The organism is Methylophilus sp. 5 (assembly GCF_000515275.1).
In the GTDB taxonomy this organism is placed as follows: Bacteria; Pseudomonadota; Gammaproteobacteria; order Burkholderiales; family Methylophilaceae; genus Methylophilus.
The window spans coordinates 2,112,983-2,127,218 of sequence record NZ_KI911560.1 but is presented as its reverse complement, the minus strand read 5'-3'; the positions used below and the strand labels follow the sequence as shown (position 1 = coordinate 2,127,218).

The 14,236-nt window shown below is 51.6% G+C and carries 17 protein-coding genes; 13 read left to right on the top strand and 4 right to left on the bottom strand.

All coding sequences use genetic code 11. The annotated features are described in order from the left end of the window. The first annotated feature begins 24 nt into the window (after nt 1-24). From METH5_RS0110225 to METH5_RS0110200, 6 genes are all read left to right on the top strand, one after another. Nucleotides 25-510, top strand: coding sequence for an ankyrin repeat domain-containing protein (locus METH5_RS0110225; protein ID WP_029148416.1), 486 nt, complete (start codon nt 25-27; stop codon nt 508-510). A 167-nt stretch (nt 511-677) separates the two neighbouring features. Continuing rightward, the gene (locus METH5_RS0110220) at nt 678-1,028 is read left to right on the top strand and encodes a c-type cytochrome (RefSeq protein WP_029148415.1); all 351 of its coding nucleotides are present in this window, start codon (nt 678-680) and stop codon (nt 1,026-1,028) included. Then, complete coding sequence (locus METH5_RS0110215; protein ID WP_029148414.1) at nt 1,028-2,323, top strand: NAD(P)/FAD-dependent oxidoreductase; 1,296 nt, start codon at nt 1,028-1,030, stop codon at nt 2,321-2,323. The genes METH5_RS0110220 and METH5_RS0110215 overlap by 1 nt, the downstream gene beginning before the upstream one ends. Continuing rightward, complete coding sequence (locus tag METH5_RS0110210; RefSeq protein WP_029148413.1) at nt 2,320-3,540, top strand: sorbosone dehydrogenase family protein; 1,221 nt, start codon at nt 2,320-2,322, stop codon at nt 3,538-3,540. The genes METH5_RS0110215 and METH5_RS0110210 overlap by 4 nt, the downstream gene beginning before the upstream one ends. Before the next feature lie 34 nt (nt 3,541-3,574). Beyond that, a complete protein-coding gene (locus METH5_RS0110205; protein WP_232411013.1) occupies nt 3,575-4,162 on the top strand; it encodes a hypothetical protein in 588 nt (195 codons plus the stop codon). Nucleotides 4,163-4,170: 8 nt separating this feature from the next. Continuing rightward, a complete protein-coding gene (locus tag METH5_RS0110200; RefSeq protein ID WP_029148411.1) occupies nt 4,171-5,052 on the top strand; it encodes an SMP-30/gluconolactonase/LRE family protein in 882 nt (293 codons plus the stop codon). 164 nt (nt 5,053-5,216) lie between these two features. On the opposite strand, the gene METH5_RS0110195 is transcribed toward METH5_RS0110200, so the two are convergent. Next, entirely contained in the window at nt 5,217-5,402 is a 186-nt protein-coding gene (locus METH5_RS0110195) for a hypothetical protein (RefSeq protein WP_029148410.1), read from the bottom strand. Between the two features lie 197 nt (nt 5,403-5,599). Here METH5_RS0110195 and METH5_RS0110190 point away from each other — a divergent pair, with 197 nt between their 5' ends. Genes METH5_RS0110190 through METH5_RS0110180 form a run of 3 tightly spaced genes read left to right on the top strand, consistent with a single transcriptional unit; the run spans nt 5,600 to nt 8,493 of the window. Beyond that, a complete protein-coding gene (locus METH5_RS0110190; protein ID WP_029148409.1) occupies nt 5,600-6,277 on the top strand; it encodes a response regulator transcription factor in 678 nt (225 codons plus the stop codon). 16 nt (nt 6,278-6,293) lie between these two features. Next, nucleotides 6,294-7,733 carry a sensor histidine kinase gene (locus tag METH5_RS0110185; protein ID WP_029148408.1) on the top strand — a complete coding sequence of 480 codons (1,440 nt, stop codon included), beginning with the start codon at nt 6,294-6,296 and terminating at the stop codon, nt 7,731-7,733. Next, nucleotides 7,684-8,493, top strand: coding sequence for a ferritin-like domain-containing protein (locus tag METH5_RS0110180; protein ID WP_029148407.1), 810 nt, complete (start codon nt 7,684-7,686; stop codon nt 8,491-8,493). The genes METH5_RS0110185 and METH5_RS0110180 overlap by 50 nt, the downstream gene beginning before the upstream one ends. Here the strand turns inward: METH5_RS0110180 and infA are convergent. From infA to serB, 3 genes are all read right to left on the bottom strand, one after another. Further along, a complete protein-coding gene (infA, locus tag METH5_RS0110175; RefSeq protein ID WP_029148406.1) occupies nt 8,490-8,726 on the bottom strand; it encodes a translation initiation factor IF-1 in 237 nt (78 codons plus the stop codon). The two genes, METH5_RS0110180 and infA, sit on opposite strands and share 4 nt — an antisense overlap. 80 nt (nt 8,727-8,806) lie before the next feature. Continuing rightward, nucleotides 8,807-9,013 carry a cold-shock protein gene (locus METH5_RS0110170; RefSeq protein ID WP_029148405.1) on the bottom strand — a complete coding sequence of 69 codons (207 nt, stop codon included), beginning with the start codon at nt 9,011-9,013 and terminating at the stop codon, nt 8,807-8,809. A gap of 245 nt (nt 9,014-9,258) precedes the next feature. Beyond that, nucleotides 9,259-10,098: a phosphoserine phosphatase SerB gene (serB, locus tag METH5_RS0110165; RefSeq protein ID WP_029148404.1), complete on the bottom strand. Its 840-nt coding sequence runs from the start codon at nt 10,096-10,098 to the stop codon at nt 9,259-9,261. 149 nt (nt 10,099-10,247) lie between these two features. Between serB and METH5_RS0110160 the strand changes: the two genes are divergently transcribed. The 4 genes from METH5_RS0110160 (at nt 10,248) to METH5_RS0110145 (ending at nt 14,217) form a co-directional block, all read left to right on the top strand. Next, a complete protein-coding gene (locus METH5_RS0110160) occupies nt 10,248-11,018 on the top strand; it encodes an elongation factor-1 alpha (RefSeq protein ID WP_232411012.1) in 771 nt (256 codons plus the stop codon). Nucleotides 11,019-11,138: 120 nt separating this feature from the next. After that, nucleotides 11,139-12,308, top strand: coding sequence for an ADP-forming succinate--CoA ligase subunit beta (gene sucC / locus METH5_RS0110155; protein WP_029148402.1), 1,170 nt, complete (start codon nt 11,139-11,141; stop codon nt 12,306-12,308). Between the two features lie 2 nt (nt 12,309-12,310). After that, nucleotides 12,311-13,192, top strand: a complete 882-nt coding sequence (gene sucD / locus METH5_RS0110150; RefSeq protein WP_029148401.1) for a succinate--CoA ligase subunit alpha — start codon at nt 12,311-12,313, stop codon at nt 13,190-13,192. Between the two features lie 14 nt (nt 13,193-13,206). Then, nucleotides 13,207-14,217, top strand: coding sequence for an ankyrin repeat domain-containing protein (locus METH5_RS0110145; protein ID WP_198290691.1), 1,011 nt, complete (start codon nt 13,207-13,209; stop codon nt 14,215-14,217). Nucleotides 14,218-14,236 lie beyond the last annotated feature (19 nt).

Here is a 14,236-nt window from a genome sequence, read left to right as displayed (position 1 = left end):
GAAAATCAGGTGTTTGGAGAGATTATGAAATCAGTTAAGTTTTTAGTGGCCTTGTTCTCACTGTCATTTGCGTTGCAGGCATTTGCCTTGTCAGATGAGGATTATATGGAGTTTACCGAGGCGCTGACAGGTGGCAATGTCAAAGTGGTTAAAAAGTTTGTTGAGGCTGACCCAACACTGGTCAAACAAAAATTCTTTGCCTGGGAGCCACTGCAAATGGCCGCGTCAAAAGGCAAACTCGACGTTGTGAAATACCTGGTCTCAAAAGGGGCTGACCTCAACTATGTGCACCCGGCCAGCCATAACACGGCTTTTCATATGTCTGCCTTTATCGGTGACACTGCAACCATGAAATATCTGGCTTCTGCTGGCGCCGATGTGAACATCAAGCTCAAAGGTGATGTATCACTGGTGCGTTACTTTAAAGAAGAGAACGACCAAAAGATGGTGAACTTGCTGACTGAGCTTGGCACCAAAAATGATGGCTGTCAGGAAGAAAAATGCTTCTAATCGTTGGCTATTCGCAACGATGTTAATCAAAAACGGTCATGAATCTCATGGCCGTTTTTGTTTTGGGCCCAGCGTTTCTGACCCTGTGTAACCATAGTCACTCACAGGATGGTCAAGCATTGAGAATAATAGACGACCAATACTCACAACAAGTTTCGGGGGGAAGCATGAAACATGTATACGCTAGTGTCTTATGGATATGGGTCGTGGCATGGCCATATGCAGCACAGGCAGAAGATAACTCTGCCATTCACACCCTGGCGGCCTCTTGCGCCGCTTGCCATGGTCCAAACGGCAACAGCCTGGGCGGCACGCCAACCCTGGCCGCACTTAATCAAGACTACTTTGTACAGCGCATGCAAGGCTTTAAGGACGGCTCAGTGAGTGCCACGGTAATGCACCATCACGCCAAAGGCTTAACGACGGCAGAAATTTCTGCGCTAGCCACTTACTTTGCGCAACAGCCAAGACAGACGCCGTACGCCCTGCCACATCAATCATTTCTGGGGGCACAATAATGACACGCGACTCAATATTGACCAGCCACCCGCATATACCGGCACGCAGGCAGTTTGTCCGCTCGGTAATTTATGGCGGACTCGCTTTTTATGGCCTGCCAGCCTTTGCCCGCGCCAGCAAACCGCCACTGGGGCATGTGGTGATTGTGGGCGCAGGCTTTGCCGGGCTCACCGCAGCCAAATATTTACGCGCCTGGAGCATGGGCAACCTCAAAGTCACCATCATTGAGCCCAACCCGCAATTTATCTCCTGCCCGCAAAGTAATCTGGTGCTGGGCGGCAGCCGCACGCTGGATCAGTTAAGTTTTGGGTATGACTTATCACGCAAACAGCATGGCCTGCACTGGATACAAGACAGCGTGGTGGGGGTAGATTTAGCCAACAAACAAGTGAGCCTCACGCGGGGCAATGTCAGTTATGACCGCCTGGTGCTGGCGCCGGGCGTTGACTTTAATTACAGCAAAATTCCGGGCATGCCCGCACCGGTGGCTGATATTCCACATGCCTGGAAAGCGGGTAAACAAACGCTGCAATTACGGCAGCAACTTGAGAGCATGCCAGATGGTGGCAGCTTTGTGATGACGATTCCAGCAGGCGCTTATCGTTGCCCGCCCGGCCCTTATGAGCGCGCCTGCCAGGTCGCGCATTATTTCAAGCAGCACAAACCACGCAGCAAAGTGATTATTCTAGATGCCAATGCCGACATCACCTCTAAAAAAGGGTTATTTTTGCAAAGCTTTAATGGCACCTACCAGGGCATCATCGAATACCATAACAATAGCGAAATTTTGCAACTGGACCCAGTGAACAAAACCGTGAGAACCGACTTTGAAACAGTCAAGGCAGACGTACTCAATGTAATTCCGCCACAACTGGCAGGCAAAGTGGCGCAAGTGGCTGGCCTGAATAATGTGGACCAACGCTGGTGCGAGGTAGACTTTGTGACCTATGCCTCAAGCGTACAAGCCGATGTGCATATTATTGGCGACAGTATTTCGGCCGGCTTGCCGAAATCTGCCCATATGGCGACCTCTCAGGCCAAAATCTGTGCCGCCGCGATTATCGACTTGCAAACAGGCAATGCGCCTAATCCGCTACCGGTGTTTGCTAACACCTGCTACAGCTTTGTCGACAACCAGCAAGCCATGCATGTGGCCAATGTTTACCGTTATGACCCGGCCAAAAAGGCTATGGTGTCAGCCGAAGGCGGTGGCGTGTCATTAAAAGCAACGGCTCAAGAAGGTGAATACGCACAAGCCTGGGCAGAAAATATCTGGGCAGATACCTTGACATGACAACGGCACAGGCCCAAACCTCTCAAGCCAATAAAGTTTCTCGCTTGCTGCTGATCGCGCTTGCAGGCTTGTCTAGCGCGATTGGCTTGCATTATGCCATGGCACAAACACCTGAGGTGGAAGCGGCGCTATCAACCCTTGAAGTGCCAACCGGGCTCAAGGTTGAGCGCTTTAGCGATGTCAGCGCATGGGGTGCGCCGCGCATGCTGGCGTTAGATAAACAAGGGCAACTGCTGGTCAGTCTGTCAGATACTGGCCGTGTGTTGCGCTTAAATGCACAAGGTGAAGCAGAGGTGATTGCGCAAGGCCTCAATGCGCCACATGGTCTCACCTTGCTGGGGGATGACCTGCTGGTGGCAGAGCAAACTGGCGTGGTCAAATTACCCAAACAAGGCAATGGCTGGGGCGCACCGCAACCGTTTATCCGCAACCTGCCCAGTGGCGGCCACAGCTTGAAAACCATCAACATTTCACCTGATGGCTATATTTTCATCAATGTCGGCTCGAGTTGTAATGTCTGCGTAGAAGACAACCCCACGCGGGCCACGCTACTCAGATACACCACCGAGGGCCGCCCGGCAGGGGCGATGGTGACGGTTGGCCGCCATGCACAAAGTGCCACCTGGGCGAGCGGCCTGCGCAATAGCCAGGGCTTTACCTGGCATCCAGACACGGGGGAAATGTTTGCCACCAACAATGGCGCTGATAATCGCAGCGGCCAGAAAAATGGCAAGGTGGATGATGACTTGCCGCCTGAGCACCTGAACCGGATTGAGGCAGGCCAGCACTATGGCTGGCCATATTGCTGGAGCAACCCCGAGCAGCCGGCGCAACTGATGCAAGACCCCAATTTTAGCGGTGAAACTGGTGTTTGCCAGCAGGCACAAGCCCCGGCCATCACCTTGCCTGCGCACAGCACCCCCATAGGCATCACCTTTTTGCATCAAAGCCGCTTACCTGCCAGCATCAAACAGGATGCCATTGTGGCGTTACACGGTTCCTGGAACCGCAAACAACCCAGCGGCTATGCCTTGCTGCGTGTACAATTCAGGAACCAAAAACCAGTAACTGTCGTCCCATTCATACATGGTTGGCTGCAAGGCAAGCAAGCCTGGGGGCGGCCAGTAGATGTCATCGTCGGTGCCGATGGCTGGCTATATGTGTCAGATGATCTGACCGGCTGGATTTACCGAATTCGCAGCACGCAAGCACCATAGCGTGGCAAACTGCCAAAGACTTTTTCAGGAGTAAATGATGAAACGCATTTTATTGTCTATCAGTAGCGTGGTTTGCCTGGGCTGGGCCAGTCTCAGTCAGGCGGGCACGCAACCCGCGCTGGTGATTCAAGTACCAGAGGCTTTTTATCAGCACCCGGTGCGCTTGTTGAATCCATACTTGAATTATTGGCATAACCGCGCTGAAGCAGCTGAAGCCGTGGGCTTAAGCAGTTTTCAGGCGCAAAATTATGCGACCTCCAGCTGCGAGGCAGAAGCCAAAGGCCAGGCGCTGGTAGTGATTGAACCTAATATGTTTTACAACCCGCAAAGCGGCATTTTTTATAGCGAAATCACCGCCAAGGTGTATAACCAACCCGGCGCCGACAGCGCACTTGGCAAACCACTGATGACCGTCAAGGGCCAAGGCCAGTCGCGTGGCTGGCTCACCTATAATGTAGAGCACTCGACCCATCAGTCTTACCAGCAGGCATTTGACCAGGTGATTCAGCAATTGCAGCAAAACCCGGCTTTCCAGCAGTCACTGGCGCAAACACCGCTACAAACTTACCAGGCCTTGTGCAATAGCATTAATACCTTGTCCCAACCTAAAGCATTTTTCTAGGAGTGTTTATGTTGTTTTTTCAGTCTCAGCGTGCATTAATCTCCAGTTTACTGGCCACCTTATTGCTGACGATTACGAGCCATAGCCATGCGCACGGCTTAGAGCCAGTGAGTGGCTTGCTGACACCGGAATCTGTGGTGCAAGCTGCAGATGGCAAGATTTATGTATCTGAAATTAACGGATTTGGCCAGGATGGCGACGGCCAGATTCGCGTTATCGACCATGGCAAAACCTCAGTGCTGGTGCAAGGCCTGGATGACCCCAAAGGCCTGGTGCTGATTGGCAATGATTTATATATTGCCGACAAAACACGTGTGTTGCGCGTGGCGCTTAACCAGGCAACTGCCAGCGCCGAAGTATTTTTAGCCGCTGCTGACTTTCCAAAACCACCACAATTTTTAAATGACTTGAGTGCAGATGCCAATGGTAATTTGTATATCAGCGACAGTGGCGACATTTTGGGCAGCGGCAAAGGCGGCATTATTTATAAAGTGACGCCGCAACGCACACTGAGCCTGCTACTGGACGGCACCATTGATGCACGCATTTTAGCCCCTAACGGCTTGCTGGCAGATGCCAAAGGCGAGCACCTGCTATTGGTCGACTTCACATCAGGCGTGCTTTACAACTTCAATCTGCTGACAAAAAAACTGGAAGAAGTCGCCAGTGGGTTTGGTGGCGGTGATGGTATTGTCAAACAGGCCAATGGCACCATTTATGTCAGCGACTGGAAGTCAGGCAAAGTATTCCGGGTTGACTCGCAACATAAAGTCACGCTGGTGAAAGAGGGCTATCAGTCTGCAGCGGATATCGCATTAAGCCAGGACGACCATCACCTGCTGGTGCCAGACATGAAAGCAGGCAAACTGGACATCATAGACTTGCGTTAATACTGGTGCTAACCCTAAGCTTGTACTGGAATCTTAGGGCTGTACTAAATATTGCAGACAAAAAAAACCACGCTTGCGCGTGGTTAAAGTGAGAGGATACACACGAAACCGTTGATTGCTTCAACGCACTGCAGGGAATTCAGTACGCCTAGGCAACTTCACGATTACTTGGTTTGCGCAGTTTTTTTGTCAGCCTCCTTTTGGGAGCTGACCGCTGGCTGCGCAACAGCGTGTCTGGCTACTTTCAAATGTTTCTGCATTTCAACCTGATCGTGTGGCGAGGGGTTAGTCCCGGCCAGGGCATAGGCTGAAAAAATGAATCCCGACATGAATAACAGGGTCTTGTTCATGATCGCTCCTTAATCGCTGCTGCTCATTTAATATTCTGTATTTTGTTAGCATTGTGGCAAGCTGTTCGTTGTCCACCCCTGCACAATACGCCGCTCTGCTTACAGCTAACTTACGCTTGGCTTGCAGCAAACTTACAAACGAAAAACCCGTCAGCATTGAGGTACACTGGGCATATTCAAGCAAGCGGATACCAACAATGCGTTTATTAATTGTGGAAGATGATTTAGTGATTGCCAATGGACTGGTACGCGCATTAACCCAGTCACAATACGCGGTCGACCACGTCACCGATGGCAAGCAGGCCTTGCGCGCTATTCAGGATGACGTTTACGACATGGTCATTCTTGACCTCGGCTTACCCACCATGGACGGCATGCAACTGTTATCGCACTTGCGCCAGCAGGCCAATGCGATTGCCGTGTTGATTTTAACGGCGCGTGAAGATGTGGCCACCCGCGTGCAAGCGCTAGACCTTGGCGCGGATGATTTTCTCACCAAACCGTTTCATCTCGAAGAACTGGAAGCACGCGTGCGTGCACTGATCAGGCGCAGCAAACTGGGCAACAACCTGCCGTTACAATGCGGTAATTTAAAACTCGATGTCGCCAACAAACTGGCTAGCATTAATGACCAACTGATTACGCTCTCTGCACGTGAACTTAACCTGCTGGAAACACTCATGATGCGTATGGGTAAAATTATCGCCAAAGAACAAATCATGGAGTCTTTGTGCAACTGGGATGAAACCTTGGGCGACAACGCCATTGAGGTATATATCCACCGCTTGCGCAAAAAAATTGAACCCAGTGGCGCCCATATCCGTACCGTCCGCGGCTTGGGCTACATGCTCGAAGCTGAACACCTGAGCCTCTAATCACACGCTAAACATCATGGGTCCACGCTCACTCAAAAACCAGTTACGGCTGTGGCTATTGTTGCCCATGTTGCTGGTGCTCGGCGTTTCTGCCGCCCTCTCCTACTCGCGCGCCTTGCTCTACGCAACCCAGGCCTATGACCAGTCCTTATTGCGCACCGTGCTCGCTCTGGCAGACGAAGTCATCATAGATGCCAATAACGAAGCCAAAATTGAGATCCCGGAAGTGGCTAGCCATTTACTGAGTTACAACGAAGGCGACCGCATCTACATTCGGATTAACGGGCCGCAAGGCAAGCTGGTATTTGGTGAGGCAAAGCTACCGCTGCCAGCCAAACCGCCCGCGGGCAACCAGCAAATCTATTACAACAGCGCTTATAAAGGCGAGGCAATTCGTGCGGTGACATTTGGCCTGCCTGAAAGCAAAGCCGCGGATGCGCGCAATATCCTGATCACCATGGCAGAAACCACCGGTAAGCGCGATGCCATGGTGGCAGAAATGGTCGAAGAAATGCTACTGCCACAAGTACTGATGATGATTCTGGCGGCGATTGTGATTGAATTAGGCATACACTTTGCGCTCAAACCGATGCAAGACCTCAGAGAGTCTTTACACCAGCGCTCTCACCGTGACTTAAGCCCGCTGCACACTGACTCTTCTCCGCTTGAGTTGCAGCCCTTGGTGCAAGCCATGAATGCGCTGCTGTCCCGTGTGAAGGCGGGCTTGCAGCAACAGCAGCAATTTATTGCCGATGCATCGCACCAGTTGCGCACCCCGATTGCCGGCTTGCAAACACAAGCAGAACTGGCATTAAGAAGCCACCCACCAGCAGCTGTGCAAGAGCCGCTCAATTATATGCTGCGCAGCACAACGCGCTTATCGCACCTGATTCAACGCCTGCTGAGCATGGCCAGAACCGATGCTGCCAGCAGCCAGCTTGAGTTCCAGCCGGTGTCGCTGACCGATATTATTTACGACGAATGCGCGCGCTGGGTAGGCCCGGCCTCTGACAAGCAACTGGAACTGGAAGTACTGATTGAAACCCGGCAAGACAAGGTAGTGGGCGATGCTTTAATGCTGTCAGAGATGCTCAACAACCTGCTCGAAAATGCCATCCAGTACACGCCAGAACAAGGCCTGCTGGAGATCCGTCTCTGGCAAAGCGAGCAGTATTTAATGCTACAAGTGTCTGACAGTGGCCTAGGCATTCCACCCGACCAGACTGCCTTGATTTTTGAGCGGTTTCACCGGCTAGACCCTAACCAGGGTAATGGTTGCGGCTTGGGCCTGGCCATTGTCGCCGAGATCGCAGAACACCATAATGCTACGATCACCGTTGCATCCGGGTTGCAACATCCAATCACACAGCACACTGGCAGCCAATTCACGGTAAAATTCCAACGCTATGACATCCTGCCTGAGAACCCTCGCCCTGCAAGCACTGACGTGCTGTGACCCACACCAAAAATGTCAGCAAGTGGCCTCTATTTGGGCCGCAACAGAAGCGCAAAAACTAAACTGCCTGCCGCACCTAATGCTGGTGGCAGCCGACCAGTCCATCCCTGGCCAGCCTCAACAGCCCAATCTGGTGCCGCCCAGGCAAGTACAGCGTCGCGCCATGAATACAGCCGAAGGCCGTGCAGCGCTCATTCATGCGCTGGCACATATTGAGTTTAATGCAATTAATCTGGCGTTAGATGCCGTCTGGCGTTTTGCCGAAATGCCTGAAAACTATTACCGTGACTGGTTGCAAGTCGCCAAAGAGGAGGCCTACCACTTCTCTTTATTACGTGCGCACCTGCAAACATTGGGCTTTGATTACGGGGACTTTGACGCGCATAACAGCTTGTGGGAGATGGTAGAAAAAACGCAATCTGACGTGCTGGCACGGATGGCGCTAGTTCCTCGCACCATGGAAGCCCGCGGGCTGGATGCCGCCCCGCCACTTAAACAAAAGCTCGCCCAGGCAGGCGACCATGCCGCAGCAGACATTCTGGATATTATTCTGCGCGACGAAATTGGCCACGTCGCCATTGGTAACCGCTGGTTTCAATATTTATGCGACCAGCGCGGCTTAGATATTGTGTCTATATTTGAAACCTTGCGCCAGCAATACCATGCACCCAAACTACGGCCACCATTTAATATGGAGGCGCGTAAACTGGCAGGCTTTAGTGAAATTGAACTGGCATATTTAAACGCTGAAGACGTTTAAACAGGCTTTCTAGGGGCAAGGTGACGGAAAGTGATACGGCCTTTACCCATATCATAGGGCGACATTTCAATGGTAATTTTGTCACCCGCCAAAATACGTATTTTATGCTTGCGCATTTTGCCACCGGTATACGCAATCAGCTTATGACCGTTATCCAGCGTCACGCGATAACGCGCATCTGGCAATATTTCAGTCACTGCACCCTGCATCTCAATCAATTCTTCTTTAGCCATGCTCACTCCTTAAAATAAAAACAAAAAAAGCCCGTGCAAACGGGCTTTTTAGCGGGTGAATCTCACCCAAACGCGCGTAACTAAGCAATGATTTGAATTGCAGACGCTTGTTTACCCTTAGGGCCTGTCGTTTCTTCATAAGAAACGCGCTGATTGTCTGCCAAGCTTTTGAAGCCAGCAGATTGAATTGCTGAGAAGTGTGCGAACAAATCGTCACCACCTTGATCAGGCGTAATAAAACCAAAGCCTTTTGCATCGTTAAACCATTTTACAGTACCTGTTGCCATATTAATTTCCTTAAAAAATGAAAGGGTTTCCCCTATTTAGGGCGAGGGTCAAGGTAGTGGGATTAACGATAGAACCGAAAGATAACACCAGAAAAACAACAATGCTTGAACTTCGCAAAGTGCACTATGCACTTTAATTACCACAATAGCAACCATTTTCTTTATAAAAATATCAATGACTCAATGATTTAATACCGCCATCAAGCGCAAAACTGTGCCGCGCGCCCTTCTGGCAGCGGCTTCACTTATATAGTGAGCAAATTTGCCACACCATCCAACCCCGCCACATTTAAGGCATACATGGCCTGTTGCTGCACCACTGGCTTGGCGTGATAAGCAACACCAACAGCAGCCACCGCCATCATGGTCAGGTCATTGGCGCCGTCACCAATAGCAATGGTTTGTGTGACATCCAAGCCAAGCGCGTCACGTAGTTTGAGTAGCTCGTCGGCTTTACGCTGGGCATCTACAATATCGCCCACGACATTGCCCGTGAGTTTGCCGTCGACGATTTCCAGTGTATTAGACACCGCATAATCCAGCCCCAGCGTCTCTTTGACATAGTCGGCAAAAAAGGTAAAACCGCCAGACACCACCATGGTTTTAATCCCATGTTGTTTGCAGGTGTCAATCCACGCTTGTGCGCCAGGATTAAAGCTTAAGCGCTCATCAATCACGCGCTGCAGCGCAGTGGCGGGCAGGCCTTTAAGCAAGGCAACGCGTTTGCGCAAACTGGCTGCAAAATCAAGCTCGCCACGCATGGCCGCCTCGGTAATCTCAGCCACTTGCGGCTTAAGGTGCATCATGTCGGCAATTTCGTCAATGCATTCAATCGCGATCAAGGTAGAGTCCATATCCATCACGCACAGGCCTATTTTCTGCAAACGGTGCGCATCCTGCACCAGGGCGCAATCAATCTGCTGGCTGGCACAAAATGCTTGTACATCCACATAATCGCCCTCAGTAACCGGCAGATAATAAGCATGTTGCGCCACTTGCATAAACTGCGTATGCCCGCCAACCAAACCATGAATATGAGACAAATGTGCCATGCTGATCGCAGGGCCCTGAACCACTAAACGCATGATAAAAATCGCTTATTGAACAAAAGCGCGATTATACCAGTTGCCTACTCAAACGCTGAGAACAGGCCGTTTTTAAGGAGTATTTCTGTTTTTGGAATGCTGCAAGCGATGGTATGCTTGCAAGCAAATTAAAAACCCTTGGGAAACGTATGAAACAAGACTCACAAACACTGCCATGGCTGAACTTACCCAATCTGCCATTGCCGCTTAAAGCGCTGTTTATCGGCTACTTGCTGGTGATCGGCGTCGGCTTGTGTATGGCCGGTTTGCAAATCATGCTCACACACGGCATGGCCGATGGTAAGTTTGGCTTATCCGTCAACGACATTGTTTACAGCTATTATGGCGATCGCAGCGGCACCAAGCTCGCCAGCAAACTCAATGGCTCCATGTCTGACAAAGCGCCAATAGAGGTACGTCAGGACATTATCAAATGGGCGCAACAAGGCGCACCAGAAGACCAGTGGGAGCCGCATTACAAACAGGTGTTTGCGCAACACTGTATCGTTTGCCACAGCAATATTCCGGGCATCCCTAACTTTACCAAGTACGAAGAAGTGAAGTCGCGTGCGGAAGTCAACGAAGGCGCCACCATCAGCGGCCTGACGCGTGTTTCGCATATTCACTTGTTTGGCATTAGTTTTATTTTCTTTTTTATTGGCCTGATTTTCAGCTTTGCCGTCAACGTGCCTAAAACCGCTAAAATCGTGGCGATTGCCTTCCCGTTTGCGTTTCTGATTATTGACGTCATGTCGTGGTGGTTGACCAAATTGTCACCCCACTTTGCCTGGCTGACTATTATCGGTGGCGTCGGTTACAGCCTGGCCTCTAGCTATATGTGGGTAGTGAGCATGTACCAGATGCTGATTCTCTCCCGCAAGGGCAAGGTTTACGGCAACGCCTGGGCGCAAGACCTTTAAAAACACACGCCTCAGCAGAGATAAAAACCGCACTTGTGTGCGGTTTTTTTAATTGCAGTCTAGCCTTGCCGGGGTATTTGCGCGAAAATAGCCACTTAACCATAAAAAGCCCCTATTTTCATGAATCTGCACGAATACCAGGCCAAACAGTTACTGCAAAAGTACGGTTTGGCAACCCCGACCGGTCTGGTCGTCCAATCTGAAGAAGCTGCTGCGGCTGCCACCAAAGAACTGGGCGGAGAAGCCTGGGTCGTCAAGGCGCAAGTGCACGCGGGCGGCCGCGGCAAAGCCGGTGGTGTCAAGGTGGTGAAATCTGCCCTTGAAGCACAAACAGTCGCAGGCGGCTTGCTCGGTAAACATTTAGTAACTTACCAGAATGCGCCAGATGGCCAGCCGGTGCACCAGGTGTTGGTCGAGCAAACCTTGCCGATTGCGCGCGAGTTATATTTATCTATGCTGGTAGACCGCACGCTGGAGCGCGTGGTGATGGTGGCCTCTAGTGCTGGCGGCATGGACATTGAAGAAATTGCCGCTACCCAGCCAGAAAAAATCCTGCAGGAAATCTGCGACCCGCTCAATGGCCTGGTCGACTATCAGGCACGTAACCTGGCATTTAGCCTGGGTTTGAGCGGCGACCAGATTGGGGCGTTTACCAAACTGGCCAAAGGCTTATACAAATTATTTAAAGATAATGACTTAGCACTGCTCGAAATCAATCCGCTGATCGTAACCACAGATGGCAAGCTGGTTGCGCTGGATTGCAAAATGACGGTGGATGACAATGCCTTGTACCGCCAAAAACCGTTTGCCGAAATCCGCGACTGGTCACAAGATGATGCCAAAGAAGCCGAAGCGCACCATAGCGGCCTTAACTACATTGCCCTGAATGGCAATATCGGTTGTATGGTCAATGGCGCAGGCCTGGCCATGGCAACCATGGACTTGATCAAACTGCATGGTGGCATGCCAGCCAACTTTTTAGATGTGGGCGGTGGCGCGACGGCAGAAACCGTGACCAAAGCGTTTAAGATTATTTTGGCAGACAGCAATGTTAAAGCGATTTTGGTAAACATTTTTGGCGGCATCATGCGTTGTGACATTATTGCGACCGGCATTATCTCTGCAGTGCGTGAAGTCGGCATGACAATTCCGGTCGTGGTGCGCCTCGAAGGCACCAACGTAGAACTGGGCAAGCAAATGCTGCGCGACAGTGGTTTAAACATTATTTCTGCCGAAGGTTTGACCGACGCAGCCCAGCAAGCAGTCAAAGCAGTGAGCAAAGGTGTGTAGTCATGGCAATTTTAGTGGATAAAAATACCAAAGTATTGTGCCAGGGGTTCACTGGTAAACAAGGCACCTTTCACTCTGAGCAAGCGCTGGCTTACGGTACAAAAATGGTGGGGGGCGTGACGCCAGGCAAAGGCGGCCAGCAGCATCTGGCGCTGCCCGTGTTTAATACCATGCGCGAAGCGGTGAAAGAAACACAGGCCAATGCCAGCGTTATTTATGTGCCACCGCCCTTTGCGGCGGACTCGATTTTGGAAGCGGCTGATGCGGGCATTGAACTGATTGTTTGCATCACCGAAGGGATCCCGGTGCTGGATATGCTCAATGTCAAAGCGGCATTGCTCGCCAATGGCACCAAATTGATTGGCCCTAACTGCCCGGGTGTGATTACACCGGGCGAATGCAAAATCGGCATCATGCCCGGCAGCATACACCAACGTGGCAAAGTCGGCGTGGTATCACGCTCAGGCACGCTCACCTATGAAGCCGTGCATCAAACCACCGCACTCGGCCTGGGTCAAACCACCTGCGTCGGGATTGGCGGCGACCCGATCAAAGGCCTGAACTTTATCGAGTGTCTGGCGCTGTTCCAACAAGACCCGGAAACAGAAGCGATTATCATGGTCGGCGAAATTGGTGGCAGCGACGAAGAAGCCGCGGCTGACTTTATCAAGCATCACGTGACCAAGCCAGTCGCGGCTTATATTGCAGGGCTCACGGCGCCCAAAGGCAAACGCATGGGCCATGCCGGTGCGATTATTTCGGGTGGATCTGGCAAAGCAGAAGACAAAATTGCCGCACTGGAAGCGGCTGGCTGCGTGGTCGCAGCCTCGCCTGCCGGTTTGGGCGAAGCAGTACTCGAAGCTATCAAGCGCGCGACAACATAAACAAAGGAAACGGCATGAAGCATCGTCCTCAGACCACCCATCGGCTTGGCGCCCTTTGCTTGAGCGCCTGCCTGCTGCTGGGGCTTCATTTGCCAGCACAAGCGGCCAAAAAAGCCCCAGTAGATGAAACCGGCATAGAGCCCAGTGCCAATATTTCTTATTTGTTAATCGCATCGTCCAAAGGCGATCTTGCCACGGTCAAAGCGTTGCTCAAAAGTGGCGCTAACCCTAACGTCACCGACAGTGAAAAAATCACGCCTATCATGTATGCCGCGCGTAAAAACCAGGCAGCTGTGATCATTGAACTGCTGGCCAGCGGCGCAGACATTAATGCCAAAGACCAGGGCGGCTGGACCGCACTGATGTTTGCCGCGAAAAAGAACAATATTGATGCAGTGAAAGCCTTGCTGGAAAAAGGTGCCGACGTTAAAGCCCGCGACCCCGCAGGCTGGAGCGCGCTGGGTCTCGCGGCTACCTCTGGCTATAGTGACGTTGTTGGTCTCATCATTGCGCGTGGCTTTGACGCCAATGTGCGCTCATCAGACGGTAAAACCGTGCTCATGTATGCGGCAAAAAGTGGCGATGTTCCAACCATCAGCTCTATTTTGAGCCATGGTGCAGATGCTAACCTCAAAGACAAACTCGGCACGACCGCCTTAATGATTACGGCCAGAGAAGGTCATATCCCTGCCGCGATTTACCTGCTTGAGCATGGTGCTAAAGTAGACGAAGAAGATGAACACGAGTGGACTGCACTGACCTGGGCCGTGACCAAGAACCAGACTGAAGTTGCCAAAGCTTTACTGGAAAATAAAGCAGACGCCAACCATCAGGACAGTGAAGGCACACCACTGCTGCATTTGGCAGTGAGCAACAACTCACCTGAGATGGCGCGCCTGTTGCTGGCGCATGAAGCCAATATCAAAACCCGTGATCAATACGGCTTAACCGCTTATGTCTACGCATTAAAAGGCCAAAATCCGGCCATGGTCGAGCTGATCAAAGCGGCCGGCGGCAAGTACTGACCCATCACTCAATAGGGCT